This window comes from Rufibacter sp. XAAS-G3-1 (assembly GCF_013623775.1).
Classification (GTDB): domain Bacteria; phylum Bacteroidota; class Bacteroidia; order Cytophagales; family Hymenobacteraceae; genus Nibribacter.
Map to the genome: position 1 here is coordinate 42,607 of NZ_JABFAM010000009.1, position 18,763 is coordinate 61,369.

Annotated in this window: 15 protein-coding genes; 6 read left to right on the forward strand and 9 right to left on the reverse strand. The window is 50.5% G+C overall.

All coding sequences use genetic code 11. From position 1 onward, the window contains the following. Nucleotides 1–63 precede the first annotated feature (63 nt). The 6 genes from HHO50_RS11755 to HHO50_RS11780 all read right to left on the reverse strand — a co-directional run bounded on the left by HHO50_RS11755 (nt 64) and on the right by HHO50_RS11780 (nt 7,861). Nucleotides 64–465, reverse strand: a complete 402-nt coding sequence (locus HHO50_RS11755) for a methylglyoxal synthase (RefSeq protein WP_181306253.1) — start codon at nt 463–465, stop codon at nt 64–66. Between the two features lie 371 nt (nt 466–836). Then, nucleotides 837–1,988, reverse strand: coding sequence for a tetratricopeptide repeat protein (locus tag HHO50_RS11760; protein ID WP_181306254.1), 1,152 nt, complete (start codon nt 1,986–1,988; stop codon nt 837–839). Between the two features lie 62 nt (nt 1,989–2,050). Beyond that, entirely contained in the window at nt 2,051–4,690 is a 2,640-nt protein-coding gene (gyrA, locus tag HHO50_RS11765) for a DNA gyrase subunit A (RefSeq protein ID WP_181306255.1), read from the reverse strand. A gap of 70 nt (nt 4,691–4,760) precedes the next feature. After that, entirely contained in the window at nt 4,761–5,018 is a 258-nt protein-coding gene (locus HHO50_RS11770; RefSeq protein WP_181306256.1) for a hypothetical protein, read from the reverse strand. 445 nt (nt 5,019–5,463) lie between these two features. Further along, nucleotides 5,464–6,615: a glycosyltransferase family 2 protein gene (locus tag HHO50_RS11775; protein ID WP_181306257.1), complete on the reverse strand. Its 1,152-nt coding sequence runs from the start codon at nt 6,613–6,615 to the stop codon at nt 5,464–5,466. 223 nt (nt 6,616–6,838) lie between these two features. Then, nucleotides 6,839–7,861, reverse strand: a complete 1,023-nt coding sequence (locus HHO50_RS11780; protein WP_181306258.1) for a zinc-binding dehydrogenase — start codon at nt 7,859–7,861, stop codon at nt 6,839–6,841. A 403-nt stretch (nt 7,862–8,264) separates the two neighbouring features. Here HHO50_RS11780 and HHO50_RS11785 point away from each other — a divergent pair, with 403 nt between their 5' ends. Both HHO50_RS11785 and HHO50_RS11790 read left to right on the forward strand, forming a co-directional pair. After that, nucleotides 8,265–8,501: a hypothetical protein gene (locus tag HHO50_RS11785; RefSeq protein ID WP_181306259.1), complete on the forward strand. Its 237-nt coding sequence runs from the start codon at nt 8,265–8,267 to the stop codon at nt 8,499–8,501. A gap of 381 nt (nt 8,502–8,882) precedes the next feature. Next, a complete protein-coding gene (locus HHO50_RS11790) occupies nt 8,883–9,128 on the forward strand; it encodes a hypothetical protein (RefSeq protein WP_181306260.1) in 246 nt (81 codons plus the stop codon). A 154-nt stretch (nt 9,129–9,282) separates the two neighbouring features. On the opposite strand, the gene HHO50_RS11795 is transcribed toward HHO50_RS11790, so the two are convergent. Then, nucleotides 9,283–10,392, reverse strand: a complete 1,110-nt coding sequence (locus HHO50_RS11795; protein ID WP_181306261.1) for a PAS domain-containing sensor histidine kinase — start codon at nt 10,390–10,392, stop codon at nt 9,283–9,285. Between the two features lie 678 nt (nt 10,393–11,070). On the opposite strand from HHO50_RS11795, the gene HHO50_RS21050 reads away from it, so the two are divergent. The 3 genes from HHO50_RS21050 to HHO50_RS11810 all read left to right on the forward strand — a co-directional run bounded on the left by HHO50_RS21050 (nt 11,071) and on the right by HHO50_RS11810 (nt 15,352). Further along, the gene (locus tag HHO50_RS21050; RefSeq protein ID WP_219921527.1) at nt 11,071–13,311 is read left to right on the forward strand and encodes a DnaJ domain-containing protein; all 2,241 of its coding nucleotides are present in this window, start codon (nt 11,071–11,073) and stop codon (nt 13,309–13,311) included. Nucleotides 13,312–13,852: 541 nt separating this feature from the next. Next, nucleotides 13,853–14,965 (forward strand): glycoside hydrolase family 43 protein, encoded by a 1,113-nt coding sequence (locus HHO50_RS11805; RefSeq protein WP_181306262.1) that lies wholly within the window; start codon nt 13,853–13,855, stop codon nt 14,963–14,965. 195 nt (nt 14,966–15,160) lie between these two features. Continuing rightward, nucleotides 15,161–15,352: a cold-shock protein gene (locus HHO50_RS11810; protein ID WP_181306263.1), complete on the forward strand. Its 192-nt coding sequence runs from the start codon at nt 15,161–15,163 to the stop codon at nt 15,350–15,352. Nucleotides 15,353–15,560: 208 nt separating this feature from the next. Here the strand turns inward: HHO50_RS11810 and HHO50_RS11815 are convergent, their stop codons facing one another. Beyond that, nucleotides 15,561–16,550, reverse strand: a complete 990-nt coding sequence (locus HHO50_RS11815) for a 2-hydroxyacid dehydrogenase (RefSeq protein WP_181306264.1) — start codon at nt 16,548–16,550, stop codon at nt 15,561–15,563. Between the two features lie 355 nt (nt 16,551–16,905). Here HHO50_RS11815 and HHO50_RS11820 point away from each other — a divergent pair, with 355 nt between their 5' ends. Continuing rightward, nucleotides 16,906–17,730, forward strand: coding sequence for a membrane or secreted protein (locus HHO50_RS11820; RefSeq protein WP_181306265.1), 825 nt, complete (start codon nt 16,906–16,908; stop codon nt 17,728–17,730). 206 nt (nt 17,731–17,936) lie between these two features. On the opposite strand, the gene HHO50_RS11825 is transcribed toward HHO50_RS11820, so the two are convergent. Next, complete coding sequence (locus HHO50_RS11825) at nt 17,937–18,653, reverse strand: pseudouridine synthase (protein WP_181306266.1); 717 nt, start codon at nt 18,651–18,653, stop codon at nt 17,937–17,939. Between the last annotated feature and the right edge of the window lie 110 nt (nt 18,654–18,763).

Consider the following 18,763-nt stretch of genomic DNA (forward strand, 5'->3'; position numbering starts at 1 on the left):
TAGTACCTCTTTGTACTGTACTTGATTCATGGATTTTTAGTTTATTAAAACTCAAAGACAAAGCTATTTAGGATTTTTTGAGTTGGTCATCTCTACTTCCAACCCCTTTACCATTAGCCTAGCGGTTGACGGATTGGTGGCGAGCGGAACATTGTGGAGGTCACACAGGCGCATCAGCATTTGCACGTCTGGTTCATGCGGGTGCTTGCCCAATGGATCTCTAAAGAAAATCACGGCGTGTAGCTTCCCTTCGGCAACAAGGCTGGCAATTTGGGCATCACCTCCTTTTGGCCCAGAGAGCAGCTTCTTTACTTTCAGGCCTGTCTGTTCAACATATTGTCCGGTGGTTCCGGTAGCTACCAGTTTGGTGTTTTGAAAAAGCGAGGCATGGTCTTTTACAAAACCTACCATTTCTGCTTTTTTTCCATCATGGGCGATCAGTGCAATTCCTTTTTGGGCTGGCATAGCGAGTGATTTACTTTTTGGTAAAAGTACTTAATATGGCGATTTATAGGTGTAAGTACAAAGACATAATTTAGTTATACTCTATGGCTCTCCTGGAAGGGTCTTGTGGGTGAACTAGAATAGCTTTGATGGAGCACTTATAGCCGTTCGCGACCAAGATCCTTCCAGGAGGGCCATAGAGTATGTTAAATTAATTTTGTCCGCGTACTTACTATGTCGTTTGTCCCCGTTTCCCTGCAAAGGCGAGGGGTAGTTTTCGGGCTCCGCCCTCTCCTTCTAAGGCGCATTATAGTGTACCCGGTTTCCTTACAGAAAACACCATAAAAAAAGGGGCTCAGACAGAGCCCCTTTTTTTATGGTGTTTGATCTGATTATAGAGATTGCAACAACGTATCCATGCGTTTGGCTTCAGCTGTTTTATCTAGGGCGGTGTATACCTTAAGCAGTGATTGCACGGTGGTACGGTCTTTCGGCTGTGCTTTCAAAGCGTTTTCAAAGTAAGGCAAAGCCTGAACGAAGTACTTTTTGGCTTCGGCTTGTACGGCTTTACCGCTTTTCTGATACTCAGCCAAGCTCATTTTGTTGGCCTTGTTGTTCAGGTTCGCGCCTTTGTTGAAGTAATACACCCCAAGGTTGAATTGTGCATCAAAGTTGTTAGGATCAATTTGGGCGGCTTTCTGGTAAGAAGCCAAGGCCTCTTCCGGTTTTTTCAACCTTTCCAGAATGTTACCACGTACCGTGTGCAGGTTAGCATTGTTTGGGTCTGCTTTGATAGCGGCGTCCAGTTTGTCCATGCTTTCTTTTTCACGGCCAGATTTCAGGAACAGGTCTAGTTCCTGTAGCATGAAGTTTTTGTCGTTGGGGTATTTGGCGCGGGCTTTCTCTAAGACGGCTAAGGCCTCTTTTTCGTTTTTGTCAACATTGGTGGCAATGTACAACAGCTGGCCAAATACCGCTGGAGAAGCAAGGTTTTTGTCTACTAACTGCGTGTACAGTTGCTTTGCTCCGGCAAAGTCTTCGGCACCGGCTGCGGCGTACGCGGCGTAGATATAAGCCGTGGTATCTTCGGGCTTGTAAGTAATCGCCTCCATATACGCCTTCTTGGCATCGTCAAATTTCTTGTTGTTGTAGTGCTCTACCCCGGCATTGAGGGCATAGGCATACATGTTACCCACCAAGATCTCTTTGCGCTTGTTAGCCTCTTCGGTGAATTCTTGTTTCTTCACTTCCAGGGCCGGAACTTTTGAAAACGCTTCATACGCTTGTTTAGAAGCCACTGCCGGATCCAATAACTTTCCATATACCGGGTGACCCGCAATGTCTTGGTAAATGACACCTTTGTAATACCAGGCTTTGGCGTTATTAGCAGTTTTCTCGTGCACAACGGCTTTGTCAATCTCTTCTTTGGCCTTATCTAAGGTTCCTTTCTGCTGGTACATGATAGCAGAAGTAACGGCAGACGTTTGCGCAAAAGCCATCTGCATGGACACTACCGCTGCTGCTGTTAAAAAAAACTTTTTCATTGCTCTCTTTAAGTTTGGTTTATTGGTTGTTTGTGCAATTTAATAACTAAAATTTTATGCTCTTAGTTCTCACTGATAGTATCAGGGTCTAAAAGATCTGAGGAAGTGCCTGGATCAATCACATCATCGTCCAGTTCTTCCTCTTCCTCCAGATCATCTTCAGTGATTGGATCAATCATGTCCTCCGGATTCAAAGCTTCGTCCAGCGGCACTTCAGGAGCAGGCAGATCAGACTCACTCAGCACCACTTCTGCCTTGTCTTCTACCTCAATCTTGGCTACCGATGAAATCTCATCGCCTTCGTTCAGTCTGATCAGCCTCACACCCTGCGATACCCGACCGATGATTCTTAAATCTGCCACCCGTAACCTGATGGAGATACCTGACCGGTTAATGATCATGATGTCATCACTGTCAATCACGCCCATAATGGCTACCAAGTGTCCGGTTTTCTCCGTAACGTTCAAGGTTTTCACCCCTTTACCGCCGCGGTTCGTGATCCGGTACTCTTCCAGCGAAGAACGCTTTCCGAAGCCCTTTTCAGAAACTACCAGCAAATTGGTATCTGGGTTATGAACACAAACCATACCAACTACTTTGTCATCTTCGCCGGCCAGCGTAATGCCGCGTACCCCGGCCGCGGTACGGCCCATGGTGCGTACTTTTTCCTCAGGGAAGCGAACGGCTCTTCCGGAACGCAACGCGATGATGATGTCGTTGGCCCCGTTGGTCAGTTGCACGTCCAATAAACGGTCTCCTTCATTGATGGTGATGGCCTGGATACCGGCTTGTCTTGGTCTGGAATAGGCCTCCAGCGGCGTTTTCTTAATGGTACCCTGCTCCGTACAGAACACCAGATAGTTGTTCAGCACATAGTCTGGGTTCTTCAGGCCACTTACGTTGATCACCGCCCGCACTTTATCTTCCTTCTCAATATTGATCAGGTTCTGGATGGCGCGGCCTTTGGTGGTTTTTCCGCCTTCGGGCACTTCGTACACCTTGAGCCAGAAAACTTTACCAGACTCTGTGAAGATCAGTAGATAATTGTGGGTGCTGGCAATAAACAAGTGTTCGGTGAAGTCATCTTGCTTAGACGTGGCGGCTCCTCTGGAACCAACCCCGCCCCTGCTTTGGCTGCGGTACTCGGTAAGCGGTGTTCTTTTCACGTAGCCTTCGTGCGAAATGGTGATCACCATGTTCTCATCCGGGATCATGTCTTCCAGCGAGATGTCGCTGGATACCATTTCAATGGCGGTGCGGCGTTCGTCTCCGTAGCGCTCCCGGATGTCCACCAGTTCCTGCTTGATGATGTCCATGCGTAAGCCCTCATCGGCTAACACGCTGATATAATAATCAATCAGCTGCTTCAGCTCGTTGTATTCTTTCTCAATCTTGTCACGCTCCAGACCGGTCAACCGCTGCAGACGCATCTCCAGGATGGCGCGGGCCTGAATATCGGAAAGCTGGAAACGCTCAATCAAACCGGCACGGGCAACCTCCGGGTCTCTGGAAGCCCTGATGAGGTTGATGACTTCGTCTAAGTTATCCAAGGCGATGAGCAAGCCTTCCAGAATGTGGGCGCGTTTGCGGGCTTCTTCCAGTTCGTACTGCGTTCTGCGGATCACCACTTCATGGCGGTGCTCCACAAAGTGCTTGATCAGGTCTTTCAGGTTCAATGTCATCGGCCGACCAGCCACCAACGCTACGTTGTTCACCCCGAAGGAAGACTGCAGCTGCGTGTATTTGAACAGGTTGTTCAGTACCACGTTGGCGACGGCATCGCGTTTTAGATCATACACAATGCGCAGACCTTCGCGGTCAGACTCATCGCGCAGGTCAGAGATGCCTTCAATCTTTTTGTCATTGATAAGCGCCGCCGTTTTCTCAATCATGGCGGCTTTGTTCACCATGTAAGGAATCTCGGTGACGATGATCTGGTCTTTGCCGTTCTTGTTGGTTTCAATCACCGCCCTGGCCCGTACAATCACGCGGCCCCGTCCGGTTTCCATGGCATTCTTCACCCCGTCATACCCAAAGATGATGCCGCCCGTCGGGAAATCCGGGGCGGTGATGTACTTCATCAGGTCTGCGATGGAAATCTCTGGGTCTTCAATATAGGCGATGGTGCCGTTCACTACCTCGGTGAGGTTGTGGGGCGCCATGTTGGTGGCCATGCCTACCGCAATACCAGAGGTTCCGTTTACCAGCAGGTTCGGGAATTTAGCCGGGAAAACGCTGGGCTCTTTGAGGGAATCGTCAAAGTTGGGAACGAAATCAACGGTGTTCTTCTCCAGGTCGGCCAGCAATTCATCGGCGATTCGCTTCAGGCGGGCCTCGGTGTAACGCATGGCGGCCGGTGAGTCGCCGTCAATGGAACCGAAGTTCCCCTGCCCGTCTACCAGTGGGTAGCGCAGAGACCAAGGCTGGGCCATGCGCACCATGGTGTCATACACCGAGGAGTCGCCGTGCGGGTGGTATTTCCCCAGCACCTCTCCTACTATCCTGGCCGATTTCTTGTATGCTTTGTTATAGGAAACCCCTAATTCAGACATCCCATACAACACGCGGCGGTGCACTGGTTTAAGGCCATCCCGCACATCCGGAAGGGCCCGGGAAATGATAACGGACATTGAATAGTCAATGTACGCCCCGCGCATTTCGTCTTCTATGTTGATGGGAATTATCCGCTCGTTTTCTGCCATTTTACTTCAAGAGAGCTTAAAATTTGTACTATTTGTAAGCCTGCAATTTACGAAAAAAGATAGTGATTTGCTAATTTTTGCTTTTCTTACGGCTACTCTTCCCCTCCATCTGCTGCTGCATTTCTTTAGAAGGCTTCTGGAGTTTCTCGCCAATTCTGGGATTCTGTTTTTTATACCAGGGCATGCCCCGGTACTCGCCCTCGCCATGCCGGTGCACCATGCGGGTCTGGCACGAATTAATGGGGCACGTAGGCCGGCAGGAGAACATGAACCCGAATGACAAAAGCATTAGTCCGGAAAAGGCACCTCTTTTTATCTGATGTATCATGGCGTAAAAATGTGGCTTTTTTATTCATTACAAAAGAAGATGGGGAGGCAATAAGGCATAAAGAGCATTCCTGATTCAGGAAGAAGTGATAGATCTCTTGTAACCGCCCATGGAAAAGGCAGCGGGTGCAGCGCAACCGGAAGTCTGTTTTGGCGGTGTTTTCTGAAAAGAAGGCTTAAAACCAAGGCCTTTTCAGGAAACGTACCGCATTCTTCCCTTCAGGAGGGATCTCTCTTACTTCTATTTTCCTTTAGAAAGGATACCCTAAACTGACGTTCTGCACGCCTGCCCTTGGTTCCCGGCGAGGCTGAAGACTCGCTTCATCCTTTGTCACGAGACGGGAGTCTCGCGCCAGTTGGTTCTGAACCTGTGAGGTTTCCAAGACCTCACAGGTTTCCGCGTTTTGGGCCCGTTTTCCGCAAAACAGCCCTAAAACGCATCAGCGTTACCGCTGCTTCTTCAGTTCTGCTAATGGGTAGAAGCTGTCGCGCCAATAGATACCGCCCTGCCTTACGGTTTTGAAAGCCGATTTCAGGAGAATGTAGACCATGAGGGAGCCGGCCAGCGGAACCATGAGGGCATGCCACCATTTCCCATGTACCCCGCTTTTGAAAAGCATCAGCAAGATTTGGGAGGTGAGCATAACCAAGGCCAGAGCCCAGCCCGATTTACCAGATAGCAGCAGCAAAGGCAACGGTAGCACAAAGACCAGCAAGGTGGCCAGTGCCATCCCTAAAGCGGTGGGCAGGTGATAGTTGGAGATGGAGAACGTGTTTTTCATGAGCCCATTCACAAATTCGCGCAGGCTGGTATACCATTCCAGCGATACTTCCTTTTCGCCGTACAACACGTCCTGCCGCAGTCCCGCGGCTTTTAGGCGCTCTCCCAACTTCAGGTCATCATCGGGCCGGAGGGAGATGGCGGTGTGGGTTCCGGCTTTTTCATAGGCGCGGCGTTTCACCAGGTTGAAGGCCCCAATGCCAATAGACGCCTTTGACGAAGGATTGCTGACAGCCCAGGGACGTTGCCGCATCTCCAGCATAATGGCGAACGTGTTCATCATGCTTTGGAACAGCCGGGAGCGGGAGGTGATCTCCGGCAGCACTGCCAAATGATCTAACCGGTTCGCCGCCACATACTGCATGGCTTTCTTTAAGGCCTGCCGGCGGAAGATGACATCGGCGTCGGTGAAAAGCATCCATTCTTCTGAAGAAGCAAGATACCCCTGGTACAAGGCATGGTTTTTCCCTAACCAGCCTTCGGGAAGTTCTTTGATGGTGATGACGGTAAGGCCGGGGTTTTCCCGCGCCATCTTCTGCAGTATTTCCGGCGTACGGTCTGTAGAACGATCATTGATGACGATGATGCTGGCGTTCCTGTAATCAAGTTGGCAGATGCTGGAGAGGGCTTGTTCCAAATCAGCTTCCTCGTCTTTCACGGCGATAATGATGGCGACCTGCGGTTCAGGGAAAAGAGGCTGGGGCGAGAGCGCCTTTAGATAGTTCACCTTCCGGCCATTGACGAGTAGGTAAATACTTCCGCAGACCCAGGCAAGGGTAATGATGACCGAATAACCTGTCAGTAAAATGCCGTTCATGTAGGTATGGCTTAAAGCTCTGTAGTGAGAGTGAATTTGTTACTGGCACATGCGTCTGTTTGCGCCCTTAGGGGCGGAAGTTTCTGTTTTCGGGCTGTTTTTCAGAAGAGAGCCTGAAAACAGAACCTCCAGCGAACGCCTGCGCCTGTGCAGCCGCTTGGCGATTTGCATTGAAAACCCTACACCGTTTCTCCAGAAAAAGACAGTCTAGAAACAGGAGCCTTTACACCACCACCACCACCTTGCCTACCGTTTTGCCTTGTTGGAACAGGCGGATGGCGGTGTGCATTTCCTCAAGTTTGTAGACGTGCCCAATGTGCTGGGGCTTTAAGTCCAAGGCCTGCAGTTGGCTCAGTAAGCCCAGCATCAGGTCGGTCTGTTCATAGAGATAGATCAGGTTGAACCCCATCAAAGATTTGTTTTCGGTGGGTAGGCGCAAAGGGTCAATTCTGGGCCGCCGGAGGAATTTCCAGATGAGTTTTGGGTAGTTGGGTTTGGAACCGTGACTAGAGAAACTGGCATTGCCGTACACCACCATTCTGCCCATGGGCGCCAATGCTTGCCAGCCCTGCTCCAGGATCTTACCGCCCACGCACTCCAGAATCAATTGGAGAGGGCGGTTCTGGAGGGCTTTTTCCAGTTTCGCCGGAAAATCATTGTCTCTAAGAATAACGTCATCGTACCTTTCTTCCTCCAGCAGAAATTTCACTTTGTTCTGTTGCCCTACGCTCCCAATAGTAAAGGCCCCAAACTTTTTACAGATGCGGTTGGCCAGAATACCAACCCCGCCTGCCGCGCTATGAATCAGCACGGTCATGCCCTGCTGCAGATTGCCTAGCTGGGTAAGGGCGTAATAGGCCGTTAGTCCCTGCACCAGAAACCCCGCCCCTTCTTCAAAACTCCAGGTTGGCGGAAGTGAGATCACATATCTATGATGCAAGTTGAGGTGCGAGACATAGCCGCCAAACCTGGTAACGCCCATTACTTTGTCGCCCACGTTCCATGCGGTCACCTCTTCCCCCACCGCTATAATCACCCCAGAGAATTCCAGGCCGGGGATAAAAGAACCCTCGGGCGTGGCACTGTACAGCCCCTGCATGGCAAAGATATCGGCAAAGTTCAGCCCGATGGACTTTACCTGCACGCACACTTCCATGGCTGCGGGCTTCTCCAGGGTTTCTTTGAGGAGGCTCAGATTTTTGATGGAGCCAGCCTTCGGCATCCTATAGACCAGGCGTTCAACCATAGACGTGGTTATTTTTGATTTGAGGGTTCTACTCTATCTGTAGACCAACGTGGATGCACAAGATAGGTTCTTGCTATGGTGGGTGGGCTTTACTTGTTGTAATGAGTAGTTGAGTCCATTCCTTACTCTGGCATGCAAATCGTTTTTATGCGTTGAAATAGGCTTTTAGAAAAAACTCCACACAGGTGCCAAATACTACATTTCCTCTACTCCCTTTGTAGCTTTATTAAGCTCGGGCTTACTTTGAGGAACCACTTGGCAAAGAGCTATATAGGGTAAATTTAATATAGCTTCTTCAAACAGAAATTTATCCTGTTACGTTCACTTTTCTTTGCTTTATACTTTATAAAATACAATCTTGCCGCGCTTAAAAAATTAGCACGCCTTTTGTAGTACAATGTGCATGGAAAGATTTGCGAAGGAACAGGTTTCAAAGGAAGTACTAGAAATTATTCTGGATCACTACACCCCTAAACTCACCTCACAGGCCTTTAACCTGTTTGGGATAACTATAACCTATTATTTTCCTCTGGAAGACAGAGGAGGAGACGATTTTAACACAGTCGCCTTCTCCCTACGGGAAGATGATGTTGATTCCTATTACATCCTGGCGTGCCAGGCATCTGATGTTACCCGGTAAAGCTTCAGGCTGCAAACGCTCCGCACCACTAAAATCCAACGAAGGGCCTCTGGCTCAAAGGCAGGTTTCTACCCTTGCAGTATATTTCTTTTGAAACACGTTAGATGCCTATTTTCACATAAACGCCTCAGAGCAGGTTAAAAATTTGTCTTTCGTGCTGCAAACGGCCATAGCAAGAACCTGCGTTTGCGCTTTCTTTGCCTTCGTAGCGCTGCTACGAGGCTCAAAAACCACTTCCGCAGAACCTTACGCTTGCCGTTTGCGCTTACGAATCCAAAATTTAAACATGCTCTCAAAAGCAAGAACATGCCATCTACACCCAAGTGCCTCTGTGTTTAACTTTATGGGACAGGGAAAGACCTTTTATTTTTAAGAGTGACCATGGAAAAAAAGGATTCAATCCTCTCTGCTTTATTTATGAAAGTCAGGAGGCATCCAGAGCCACATGACCACCCCACGGCTTCGCATGAAATTGCAAAAGAGGTTAATCTTCCGTTGGGTCACGTGCTGTCTCTTTCCAACGAATTGGCAGAAGAGGGCTTATTAGCCATAAGCCACATCAATGAACCTCCCCTTCTCTACCTGACCAAATCTGGTGTGGCACGTGCGCGCAGGCAATCTATTTGAGAGCATGTTTGAAGAGTGTCTGCACCAATGCCGTTTCCGGCCCGCTTTCCGCAAAATAGCCTCTAAACGGATCAGCGGGGCTCCCCTCTCCGCGGGAGAGGGGTTGGGGGGAGGTTCCTATGCTCAAACCCCAAGCCGTCAGGAAGTAAAGAGATTACTTTGCTTCGTCTGTAGTTGGTCTATTCTTGGGTAACCGAATGTAGAAGGTGGTGCCTTTTTCCTCTTCACTTTCAAACCAGATTTTTCCGTGGTGCCACTCCACAATGGTTTTCACAACGGACATCCCCAGCCCTACTGATCTTTCCCCTTTCAACCCTGGTCTTCTGGCGTTCGTGAACTTATCAAAGAGGGTGTCATGGTACTTCTGTGGGATTCCTACGCCGTTGTCGGCTACTTTGATTAAAATACTGGTGTCTTCCTCTTCCAGGGTTACCGTGATAATTCCCCCGTCGGGCGTGAATTTGAGGGCGTTGGAGATGAGGTTGGTGATGACCTGCATGAATTTGAGGTCGTCCAACTCCACGTAGATCTCTTCGCTGCTGGGAAGGAACGTCACTTCCTTCGGCAACAATTCGTGCCCAATAATCTGGTACACATTGAGGGCCTCCCCCATCTTCTCCACCAGATTCACCCGTCTGCTAATCACTTCGGTATGGGATGATTCCAGGAATTCCTGGGCCATGAACTCCCGTAACATATCAGTCCCTTGTTTGCTTATCCGTTCAATCAGGTGCAGGATTTCCAGGGTCTCCGGGTCATCTGTTGCCTTCAGCTGGTCGGTGAGTAGCTCAGAGAGGTTCTGGATCATTCCTAAGGGGCCCGCCAGATCATGGGCAAGAATGTTCAGGACGGAATTCTTTTTGTTGGAGAATTTCTTGAGATGGTCGTTGTACTGCCGTTGGGCCGAAACCTCCGTGACATGGCCTATCAAAAGTTTTCCCTCGGGTGTATCCAGAAGAGCCGGTGTCAGGCACAGCCATTGCTCCTGCTCACCAGGAAACTGGATCCGGAACTCAAGGATAGAAACAGTACCCTTGGCCAGCAAGCCCGTGAGCCGTTCCTGTACAAATGGCTGGTCTTCTGGGTGCACCAGGGCCAGCAAGGCCGCAGGCTGCATCTTTTCTGCCGGTATCTTTAAGGACGTCTTAAATGCCGGGCTCCTATACGTACACGTAGCTGAGCCTAGGTCATAGGCAAAAAAAGCTTGGCCGGTTTGTTCAATTAGCGCAAGGTACAAGTCGGGCATGGCATTCTGGGAAGGCATAGCGTAGGGAGTGGGGTTACCTGAACTCATATTTGGGCCAATTTACCAAAATCTATGCAGAAAAGCTTGCGAAGATAAAGACCCGTTGTTCTTCTGCCCTTACGAACAGGAGCCAACTCTAAACCAGAGAGGCAAAACAGGCTTACTCCAACATGAACTTCTTATAGATATGGTTACTGGACGTTCCGCCCTCTGGCCGGTGGCTCCCGGCGATTCTGGAGACTTGCTTCATCCCGTGGCACGAGACTGGGGTCTCACGCCAGTTGGTTTTAAACCTGTGAGGTCTTGGAGACCTCACAGGTTTCTTCGTTTTGGGCCTGTTTTCTGCAAAACAGGCCCAAAACGATCAGCTCTACATAAAGAGAGGTGGGGCTCGCTCCTGCCATCTTAACTGGTATTTAGGCTTCTTTTTAGAAATAATACAAAAAACGCGAAGCTTTAAGGACCGGCTGAGTTCAGCTGGAATTTTGCTGTAATGAAGAGGATGCCCAGAGGTGCTGATGTCCTGAAAAGTAATAATAACCAGATATAATGAAAAGATAGTCTGAACGAGTATAAATATAGCTATATTGGTGGTTTGTATAGATAAATCCAATAAAAGCGCAGCTTCGGCCCCTGACTTTAACGGGACATGGGGGTGAAAACTAAGCTATACTGCTGCAACAGGTAAAATTTAGCATGAATAAGAATTACTATCAACTTCTTGGAATAAAGGAAACAGCTTCTCAACCGGAAATCAAAGACGCTTACCGCAAACTATCAAAAAAAATACACCCAGATTTAAACCAGGGCGAACCGTTTTTCGAGGAATATTTCAAAGAAGTAAAAGAGGCGTACGAAGTTTTATCTGACCTGGAGAAAAAGCGGAGCTATGACAGCCGGCGGTTCAGGCCCGCGGTGGCCAGCGCGCCCGTCATCCCCAGCAACATCAGGAACATGGAGTACCAGGTGGCGCGGCTAGAACTGAAGCTGCGCGACCAGACCGAGCAAATGAACGCTCTCCTGGAAGAAAAGCAATCCTTGAACCAGGAGCTGGAGCACTTTGTGAAAGCCCTGTTTGAGGTCAAAAACGAAAGAAGTACCCTTGAGAAAAAAATAAAGGAACTGGAGCAGGAAACCGCTTCGCTTCGGAAAAACCAGCATACAGCCGAAAAGGCAACCGACAGCATTCAGCAGCAGGAACTACAGCGAAGAATCCAGGCCCTGGAGCTGGAATTGCAGAAATCCTCCCAAAAAGCGCATCTGCTGAAACCCGAGTTGCAGCAGGCAGCCCAAAGGATTAACGTCCTGGAGCAGGAGCTGCGGGAAGCAAACCAGAAATTAACCGGCAAGACAAAGGAACAGAAGCAAGAGGCGCAGCTCAAACAGACGCTGGAGAAACGGGTGCAGGAGTTGATGCTAGCGGTAAACCAGCAGCAGCACCAGAAAAAGCAGCAACAAACCTTAACGCAGGAAGCTGATCGGCAGAAAGCCCGCATCGCGGAACTGGAATCCCAAGCCGGGCACATCAAAAGTGAACTACAGGGCAAGACCAAAGAACTGGAACTAGCCTTGCAGCAACGGAAAACCCTGCAAGGGCAATTGCAGGAGTTGGAGCAACGCCAACAACAGCCTCCGGTGGCCTCTGCCTCTAAAGCAGAGAAAAACCGGCAGCAGCAAAGCCAACTGCAGGAAGCCAACACCCAAAAACAGGCGCTCCAGAACCAGGTACACGACCTGGAACTCTCCCTCGCGCAATTCAAGCAGGCATTGCAGGACAAGACCAATGCCTTGCAGCAGGAAACCGAAGCCCTGCAACAGCAAAAAGAGCAAAAGCAGGAACTGCTCACCAAAATTCAGGATTCAATATCCGAAGCAGCCCGGCAGCAGCAGCTTCTGGAGCAGAAAACCAAGGAGCTGCACGCAGAAACAAAAGCCAAGCAAACCCTACAGGCCAGAATCCAGCACCTGGAGCAGGAAGCCTCCCGCTATACGGCCTTGTTAAAAACCAAGGAAAGCGAACTGGCCCAACTAGCCTTAAACGTAAAAGAGCTCCAGGCAAAGTCCGCCCGTTCTGAGCAGGAAACCGCCCGTCTCCAGACTCTTCTGGAAACCAAGGAAAACGAACGGGCCCAGGCTTCTCTCCAGTTGCAGGCTTTGCAAGACAAACTCAAGGTTCTCACGCAGGAAGAAACAAAACTGCACGCCACGCTCCAGCAATTAGAGCAGCAGGCGGCCAAAGACCAAACCGAGCTTCGGGCCAAAGCCCAGGCGCTGGAAACCAGCCATGCCCAGAAACAGGCGCTGCAACAGCAACTGGAAGAACAAAAGAAAACGGCGGCCGCCTCGCAGCAGGAAGTGCAGCGTAAAACCCGCGAACTCGAACTAGAGACAACCCAAAAGCGCACGGCCCAGAGCAAACTACAGGAACTGGAAAAAGAGAAAGCCGCCCAGCAGCTGAACGTCCACGAACTACAGAAAGAGCTGGTAACGGTAAAAAGCCAATACGCCCACGTAGCGCGCCTTCAGCCGTTTCTGGTGGAACACATGGACTTTTTCAACTCGGCTACGCCGAATGTGTACGGCACCTCGTTTGACCGCGCCGCTATCAAATACATCTTCAGCCGCCTTAAAATTGCGGTACTCGCTGATAAACCCGGCCAACTGAACGTGCTGGTGAAGTACATGAAACCAAACGGCCAACTGTATTTCAACCCGAAGTCCTCCCCCAGCGGCTACTCCTTTGCGGCCACCCTCCACTACAGTCCGCAGGAAGAGTACCTGTACCTGTCTGGCTGGGGAAGCGACCGCGACACCACCTTTGTGGCCGGTGACCACAAAGTAGAGATCTATGACGAGACCGGCCGCCAACTGGCGAAAGCCAATTTCCTGGTGAAGGAGAAAACCATGGTCATGTCTAAAATCAAGAGTTTCTTTTAAGTAGCAGGGCAAATGAAGCTATCGTTTTTGTCCTCCTGAAAGGATCTGGTGGGCGTACCGGGAAAGCGGTCAATAAACGCTATTGCCGTTTGCCTACGCCATTCTGCTGGTGGTTCCCGGCGAGTCTGGAGACTCGCTTCATCCTTTGGCACCAGACGGGAGTCTCGCGCCAGTTTCTTCTAAGCCTGTGAGGTCTTGGAGACCTCACAGGCTTCTGCGTTTAGGGGCTGTTTTCTGAAAAACAGCCCCTAAACGCATCTGCGGGGCTGCGTTCTGGTTACGTAACGTCAGCGTTGAGGCGTTGATGAAAGAAGCTTTCCTGATTCTCCCTGGTGCAAGCGTCCGCAGGCATTTCTGATTTGCAATGTACGCTTACGCCAAAAGCAAAATGATAAAATCTGAACGGCTTTCTTATCTTTCCTGAGGTTTAGGGGTGTTCCTGGCCTGCTTTCTTTTGCTTATCTTTAAGAGTCAAGAAGATCCAATGTTCCCACTGCCTATGTATTTAAGAAAGAGTTTGATCGCGATCTCGTTAGGTCTTATGTTCACCAGTCCAGAACTTGCGGCACAAGTGCCGACCAAAGCACCCGCCCCAACGGTGAAAACCGGCATGTACAAGAATCCGCTGCCGGTGGAGTTCGGAGACCCGTACGTGTTGTATGACGCGCCCAGTAAGCTGTATTACATGTACGGCACCGGTGGCGGGGCCAAAGACGGTTTCGGCACGTATTCGTCAAAAGACCTGGTAAACTGGAAAAGCGAGGGACAGGTGTTCAGGGGCAATACCAACGGCTCCTGGGACGTGAAGAATTTCTGGGCACCCGAGGTGTACAAAGTGAAAGACAAGTACTACCTCTTCTACTCTGCCGACTGGCGCGTGAACCCCAACAACGAGGAAGAGAATTTTAGAATTGGCGTGGCCGTGGCCGATAAACCTACCGGCCCTTTCAAACACCTCAGCGACAAGCCCATCTTTGACCCCGGGTACCCCATCATTGACGCCAATGTGTACTTTGACCCCAACGGCAAGATGTACCTCTACTATTCGCGCTGCGCCTACAAGCACCCCGTACAAAGCGAGGTGGCCGACTGGGCAAAGAAATCTGGCTTGTTCCAAGAGATTGAGGAAAGCTGGGTGTACGGCGTTGAACTCAAACCCGACTTCAGCGGGGTGATTGGCGAACCGGTGCTTTTGCTCAGGCCACCCCTTACAATGAACGATGCCCAGGCCGAGTGGGAAAGCCGCTCTGTGACCTCCAAAGAAGTGAACCGCCGCTGGACGGAGGGCTCTTACACCTTCAAACACGGTGACACCTACTACATGATGTATTCGGCCAATTACTTCGGGGGTAAGAACTACGCGGTGGGGTACGCTACCGCCAAACACCCGCTGGGCCCCTACAAGAAAGCCGACAACAACCCGGTATTACAGAAAAACACCGACCAAGGGGGCGAGGTCACCGGCACAGGCCACAACAGCATTGCGTACTCGCCTGACGGAAAGCAGATGTTCTGCGTGTACCACGGCCGCACCAAAGCCTCGGGTGAAGAGCGGGTAGTGTTCATTGACCGCATGAGCATCCGGAAGGACGGACGCCTGGTAGTGGAAGGCCCCAGCACCACCCCTAAACCCATGCCGTTAAGCAAAAAGTAGCCGAATGTTTCTTCCTGAGACCGCAGGCAAAAGGCCGCCTTCTTGCCTGTTTCGGTTGCGCCCGAAAAAATTATTTCACTGATAATAGGCCGTGGCTGGCTTTAAACCCGGTTTCTGAAAGTATTTGGTTTATCTTACAGCCATAATGAACGATTGCCCGTATAGGAGTGTCATTAAGGTATATTAATCACTATTATGAATCAAGGAACAGTAAAATTCTTCAATGATGACAAAGGCTTCGGCTTCATCAAAGACACAAATTCAAATCAGGAGTACTTCGTGCACGTATCTGGTTTAGTTGACGAAATCAGAGAAAATGACGAGGTAGTTTATGATCTTCAAGAAGGAAGAAAAGGACTAAACGCCACCAACGTAAAACTGGCTTAGTCTTTCGCTATAAAGACAAATTATTTAAAAGCCCCTCCAAACGGAGGGGCTTTTTTTGTGCTTTTTTGTAAAAACTCCCTCAAAACATACAATCAAATCATTCAACTGCCGGCACAAGCTCTGTTGAGAAAACATATAACAGGTTCCTCACCACGTACACCTATTCCCACCTTAACTCAAGACTCAGAACTTAGGACTCAGGACTCCCTCACCTCACCTCATTTACCAAAGGCTTCTTCTGCTCAAAGTCTGTGATGTTCTGGAGGGTGATCTGGGCGATGCTGTGCAGGGCTTCGGCAGTGAAGAAAGCTTGGTGACCGGTGATTAACACGTTGTTGAAGGACAGAAGCCGCATGAACACATCGTCCTGAATGACTTTGCCCGACAGGTCTTCAAAGAAAAGGTTTCCCTCCTCTTCGTACACGTCAATGCCCAGGTACTTGATCTTTTCTGATTTAAGGGCCGTGATCACCGCCTGGGTGTCAATGAGGCCGCCCCGGCTAGTGTTAATCAGCATGACGCCGTCTTTCATTTGGGCAATGGAAGCGGCATTGATCAGGTGGTGGGTCTGGGGCGTAAGCGGACAGTGCAATGATACAATGTCTGACTGGGCGTACAAATCATCTAACGACGTGAACTCCACTCCTATCTCGGCGGCCTCGGCGCAGTCCTGCACATCATAGCCCAGCACCCGGCACCCGAATCCTTTGAGAATACGGGCGGTAATCAGCCCGATGTTCCCTAGGCCAATCAGCCCCACCGTTTTGCCGCGCAGGTCGAAGCCCATCAAGCCGTTCAGGGCGAAATTACCTTCCCGCACCCGGTTGTAAGCCCGGTGGGTGTTGCGGTTAAGGGTTAAAATCAAAGCCAGCGTATGTTCCGCCACCGCATAAGGCGAGTAGGCAGGCACCCGCACCACCTTTAGCCCCAGTTGTGCCGCCACGGGCAAATCCACGTTGTTGTACCCCGCGCACCGTAAAGCTATCAATTGCACCCCGGCCTCGGCCAGTTGGCGCAACACGGGGGCACTTACGGTGTCATTGACAAACACGCACACCGCCGTGGCTCCTTTGGCCAGCACGCAGGTGCTTTCGTTGAGGGGAACCTCCAGAAACTCCAGTTCTTGTCCGTGCGCCTGGTTGGCTTCCGTGAAGAACTGCTTGTCATAGACTTTGCTGTTGAAGAAGGTGATTTTCATAGTTCTCAGGTTCAAGTTCTGCTACAGGTGGCAAGATAGAAATTGAAGCCAAATGAGAAAAATGACTTTTGCTTTCTGGTAGGATAATGTTTAATGAGTAATACGGTGCTTCTTCCTTTATTCTTTGGGTGAGGTTGTGTAGTATTGGTGTTCATAGGCAAGGAATGGCGGCGCGAGTGGGGATCAGGAATGCGTGGGAGGACAGGTCGCGACCTGTCCGTACTTTGGATAGTTCCTCGGCGGCTTAGCCTGTCTCTGGTTTGGGTGTTTTTTCTGGAAAACAGGCCAATAATGGCTTCAATATTCCATTTTCCGTATCTTAATGCATTAAATATGGTTAGACTTTCTCTCTCTTATGGCAACACTATCCATCTTCTCTTTCAAGGCACTGCTGGGGATTGGCCTCTTGTTTTGGGGCAGTTTTTCCATTTTCTCCCCAGAAACAACTATCACCCAAAACCACCAGCTAACGTCTGTTCAAGCCAACCCTAAAGCGGCAGAACTGGAAGGGGCCTGGCAACTGGTGAGTAAAGCCCGGCAGGAAGGCCAAGCCTCCGTTGTCCAGACCTTAGCCGATGGCTTTTTCTCGGTCGCGCACTTTGACAAGGCGGGGAAAAGGTTTATGGGTACGTATGGCGGTACCTATACCCTCACCAACGGGAAACTCACGGCCAAGTACGAATTCAACACCTTTGACAGCACCAGGGTAGGTTCTGCGGTGACGGGCACCTTGATCCGGAAGAACGGCAAATGGCAACTCCAGACCGTCAGCGGTGTGAACAATGCGCCGCAAACCTGGGAGAAAGTCCCAGAGAAAAACCCGGCTTCTCCGTTGGCCGGTGCCTGGCGCATCAGCGGCCGCGAAGGGCAGAATGGACAGATGAACCAGATGGTGCCCGGCCCCCGCAAAACCATCAAAATCCTATCGGGCGACCGTTTTCAGTGGATTGCCTTCAACTCAGAAACCGCCGCTTTCTCCGGCACCGGTGGTGGCACGTACACGGCCCAGAACGGTAAATACACCGAGCACATTGAGTTCTTCTCCCGTGACAACAACCGGGTAGGCATGCAACTCACCTTCAACTATGAGGTAAAAGACGGTAACTGGCACCACACCGGCCTCAGCAGCACCGGCGGAAAAGTAAACGAAATCTGGACGCGCCGGTCTATTAATCAATAAGCTTCTATCGCTTCACGTGAACTTTCGTGACACCAACGGCGCCTTTTCAAGGCAGTGTACATGGTAGGAAAACTTTTGCGGATGGCACTTTTCAGGATTCATCAACCCGAAAGAACCGGAAGAGCATGTATGGAGAAAAATGCCTTATCCTTCCTTAAGAACAGTTCCGTTCTCCCTTTAAGTGCACAAAACATCAAATCATGGTCTTAGCAAGGGGAACGGTCAAGCGTTTGGAACAACTCTTGTAGGGCTGGTTGGGGAATAGAACGCCATTTGCCGGGGGCGAGATCTCCCAGGCCAATGTTCACCATACGGGTACGAACAAGCTGTTCTACTTCATACCCCAGTTTATAACACATACGCCTGATCTGGCGGTTGCGGCCCTGGGTTAAGATGATGGTAAACGCCTGCTCTCCTATCTGCTGTACCTGGGCGGGCCGGGTCTTTTGGCCCATGATCACCACGCCGGTCGCCCATTGCGTGAGTGCTTCCGGGGTGAGGGGCTTGTCTACGGTCACCGCGTATTCTTTTTCCTGGTGGTTCCCGGCGTGGCTGATGCGGTTGTAAAGGTGGCCGTCATCGGTGAGCAACATCAACCCCTCAGATTCTTTGTCCAGCCGCCCCACCGGGAAAACCCGCTGCCCAACCTTTATGGCCTGCGCCAGGTTGTTCTCAATCTGGGGATTGAGCGTAGACTCAACGCCACGCGGTTTGTAGTAAGCCAGATACGTAAACGGACGCGGTGTTTTCAGCACCAGTTCATCTACCCGCACCTCATCTTCGGGCCGAAGCACCTGGTGTAACCGCCCCCTCTTTCCGTTCACCAGCACCCTGCCCGCCAGAATAGCCTGTACCGCTTCTTTGTTTGACATCCTCCCTTTCTGAACCACAAAATACTGCAGGGAAGAAGTGAGGGATTTCATTTGGAAAGGAGATGGTGGTTGATGGGAAGAGCAGTTTGAACAGACCACAAAGGTACCAGATGCGGCCGAGAAGTCTGCTATCTGTTAAGGCAACCACTTACGTCTTCGTA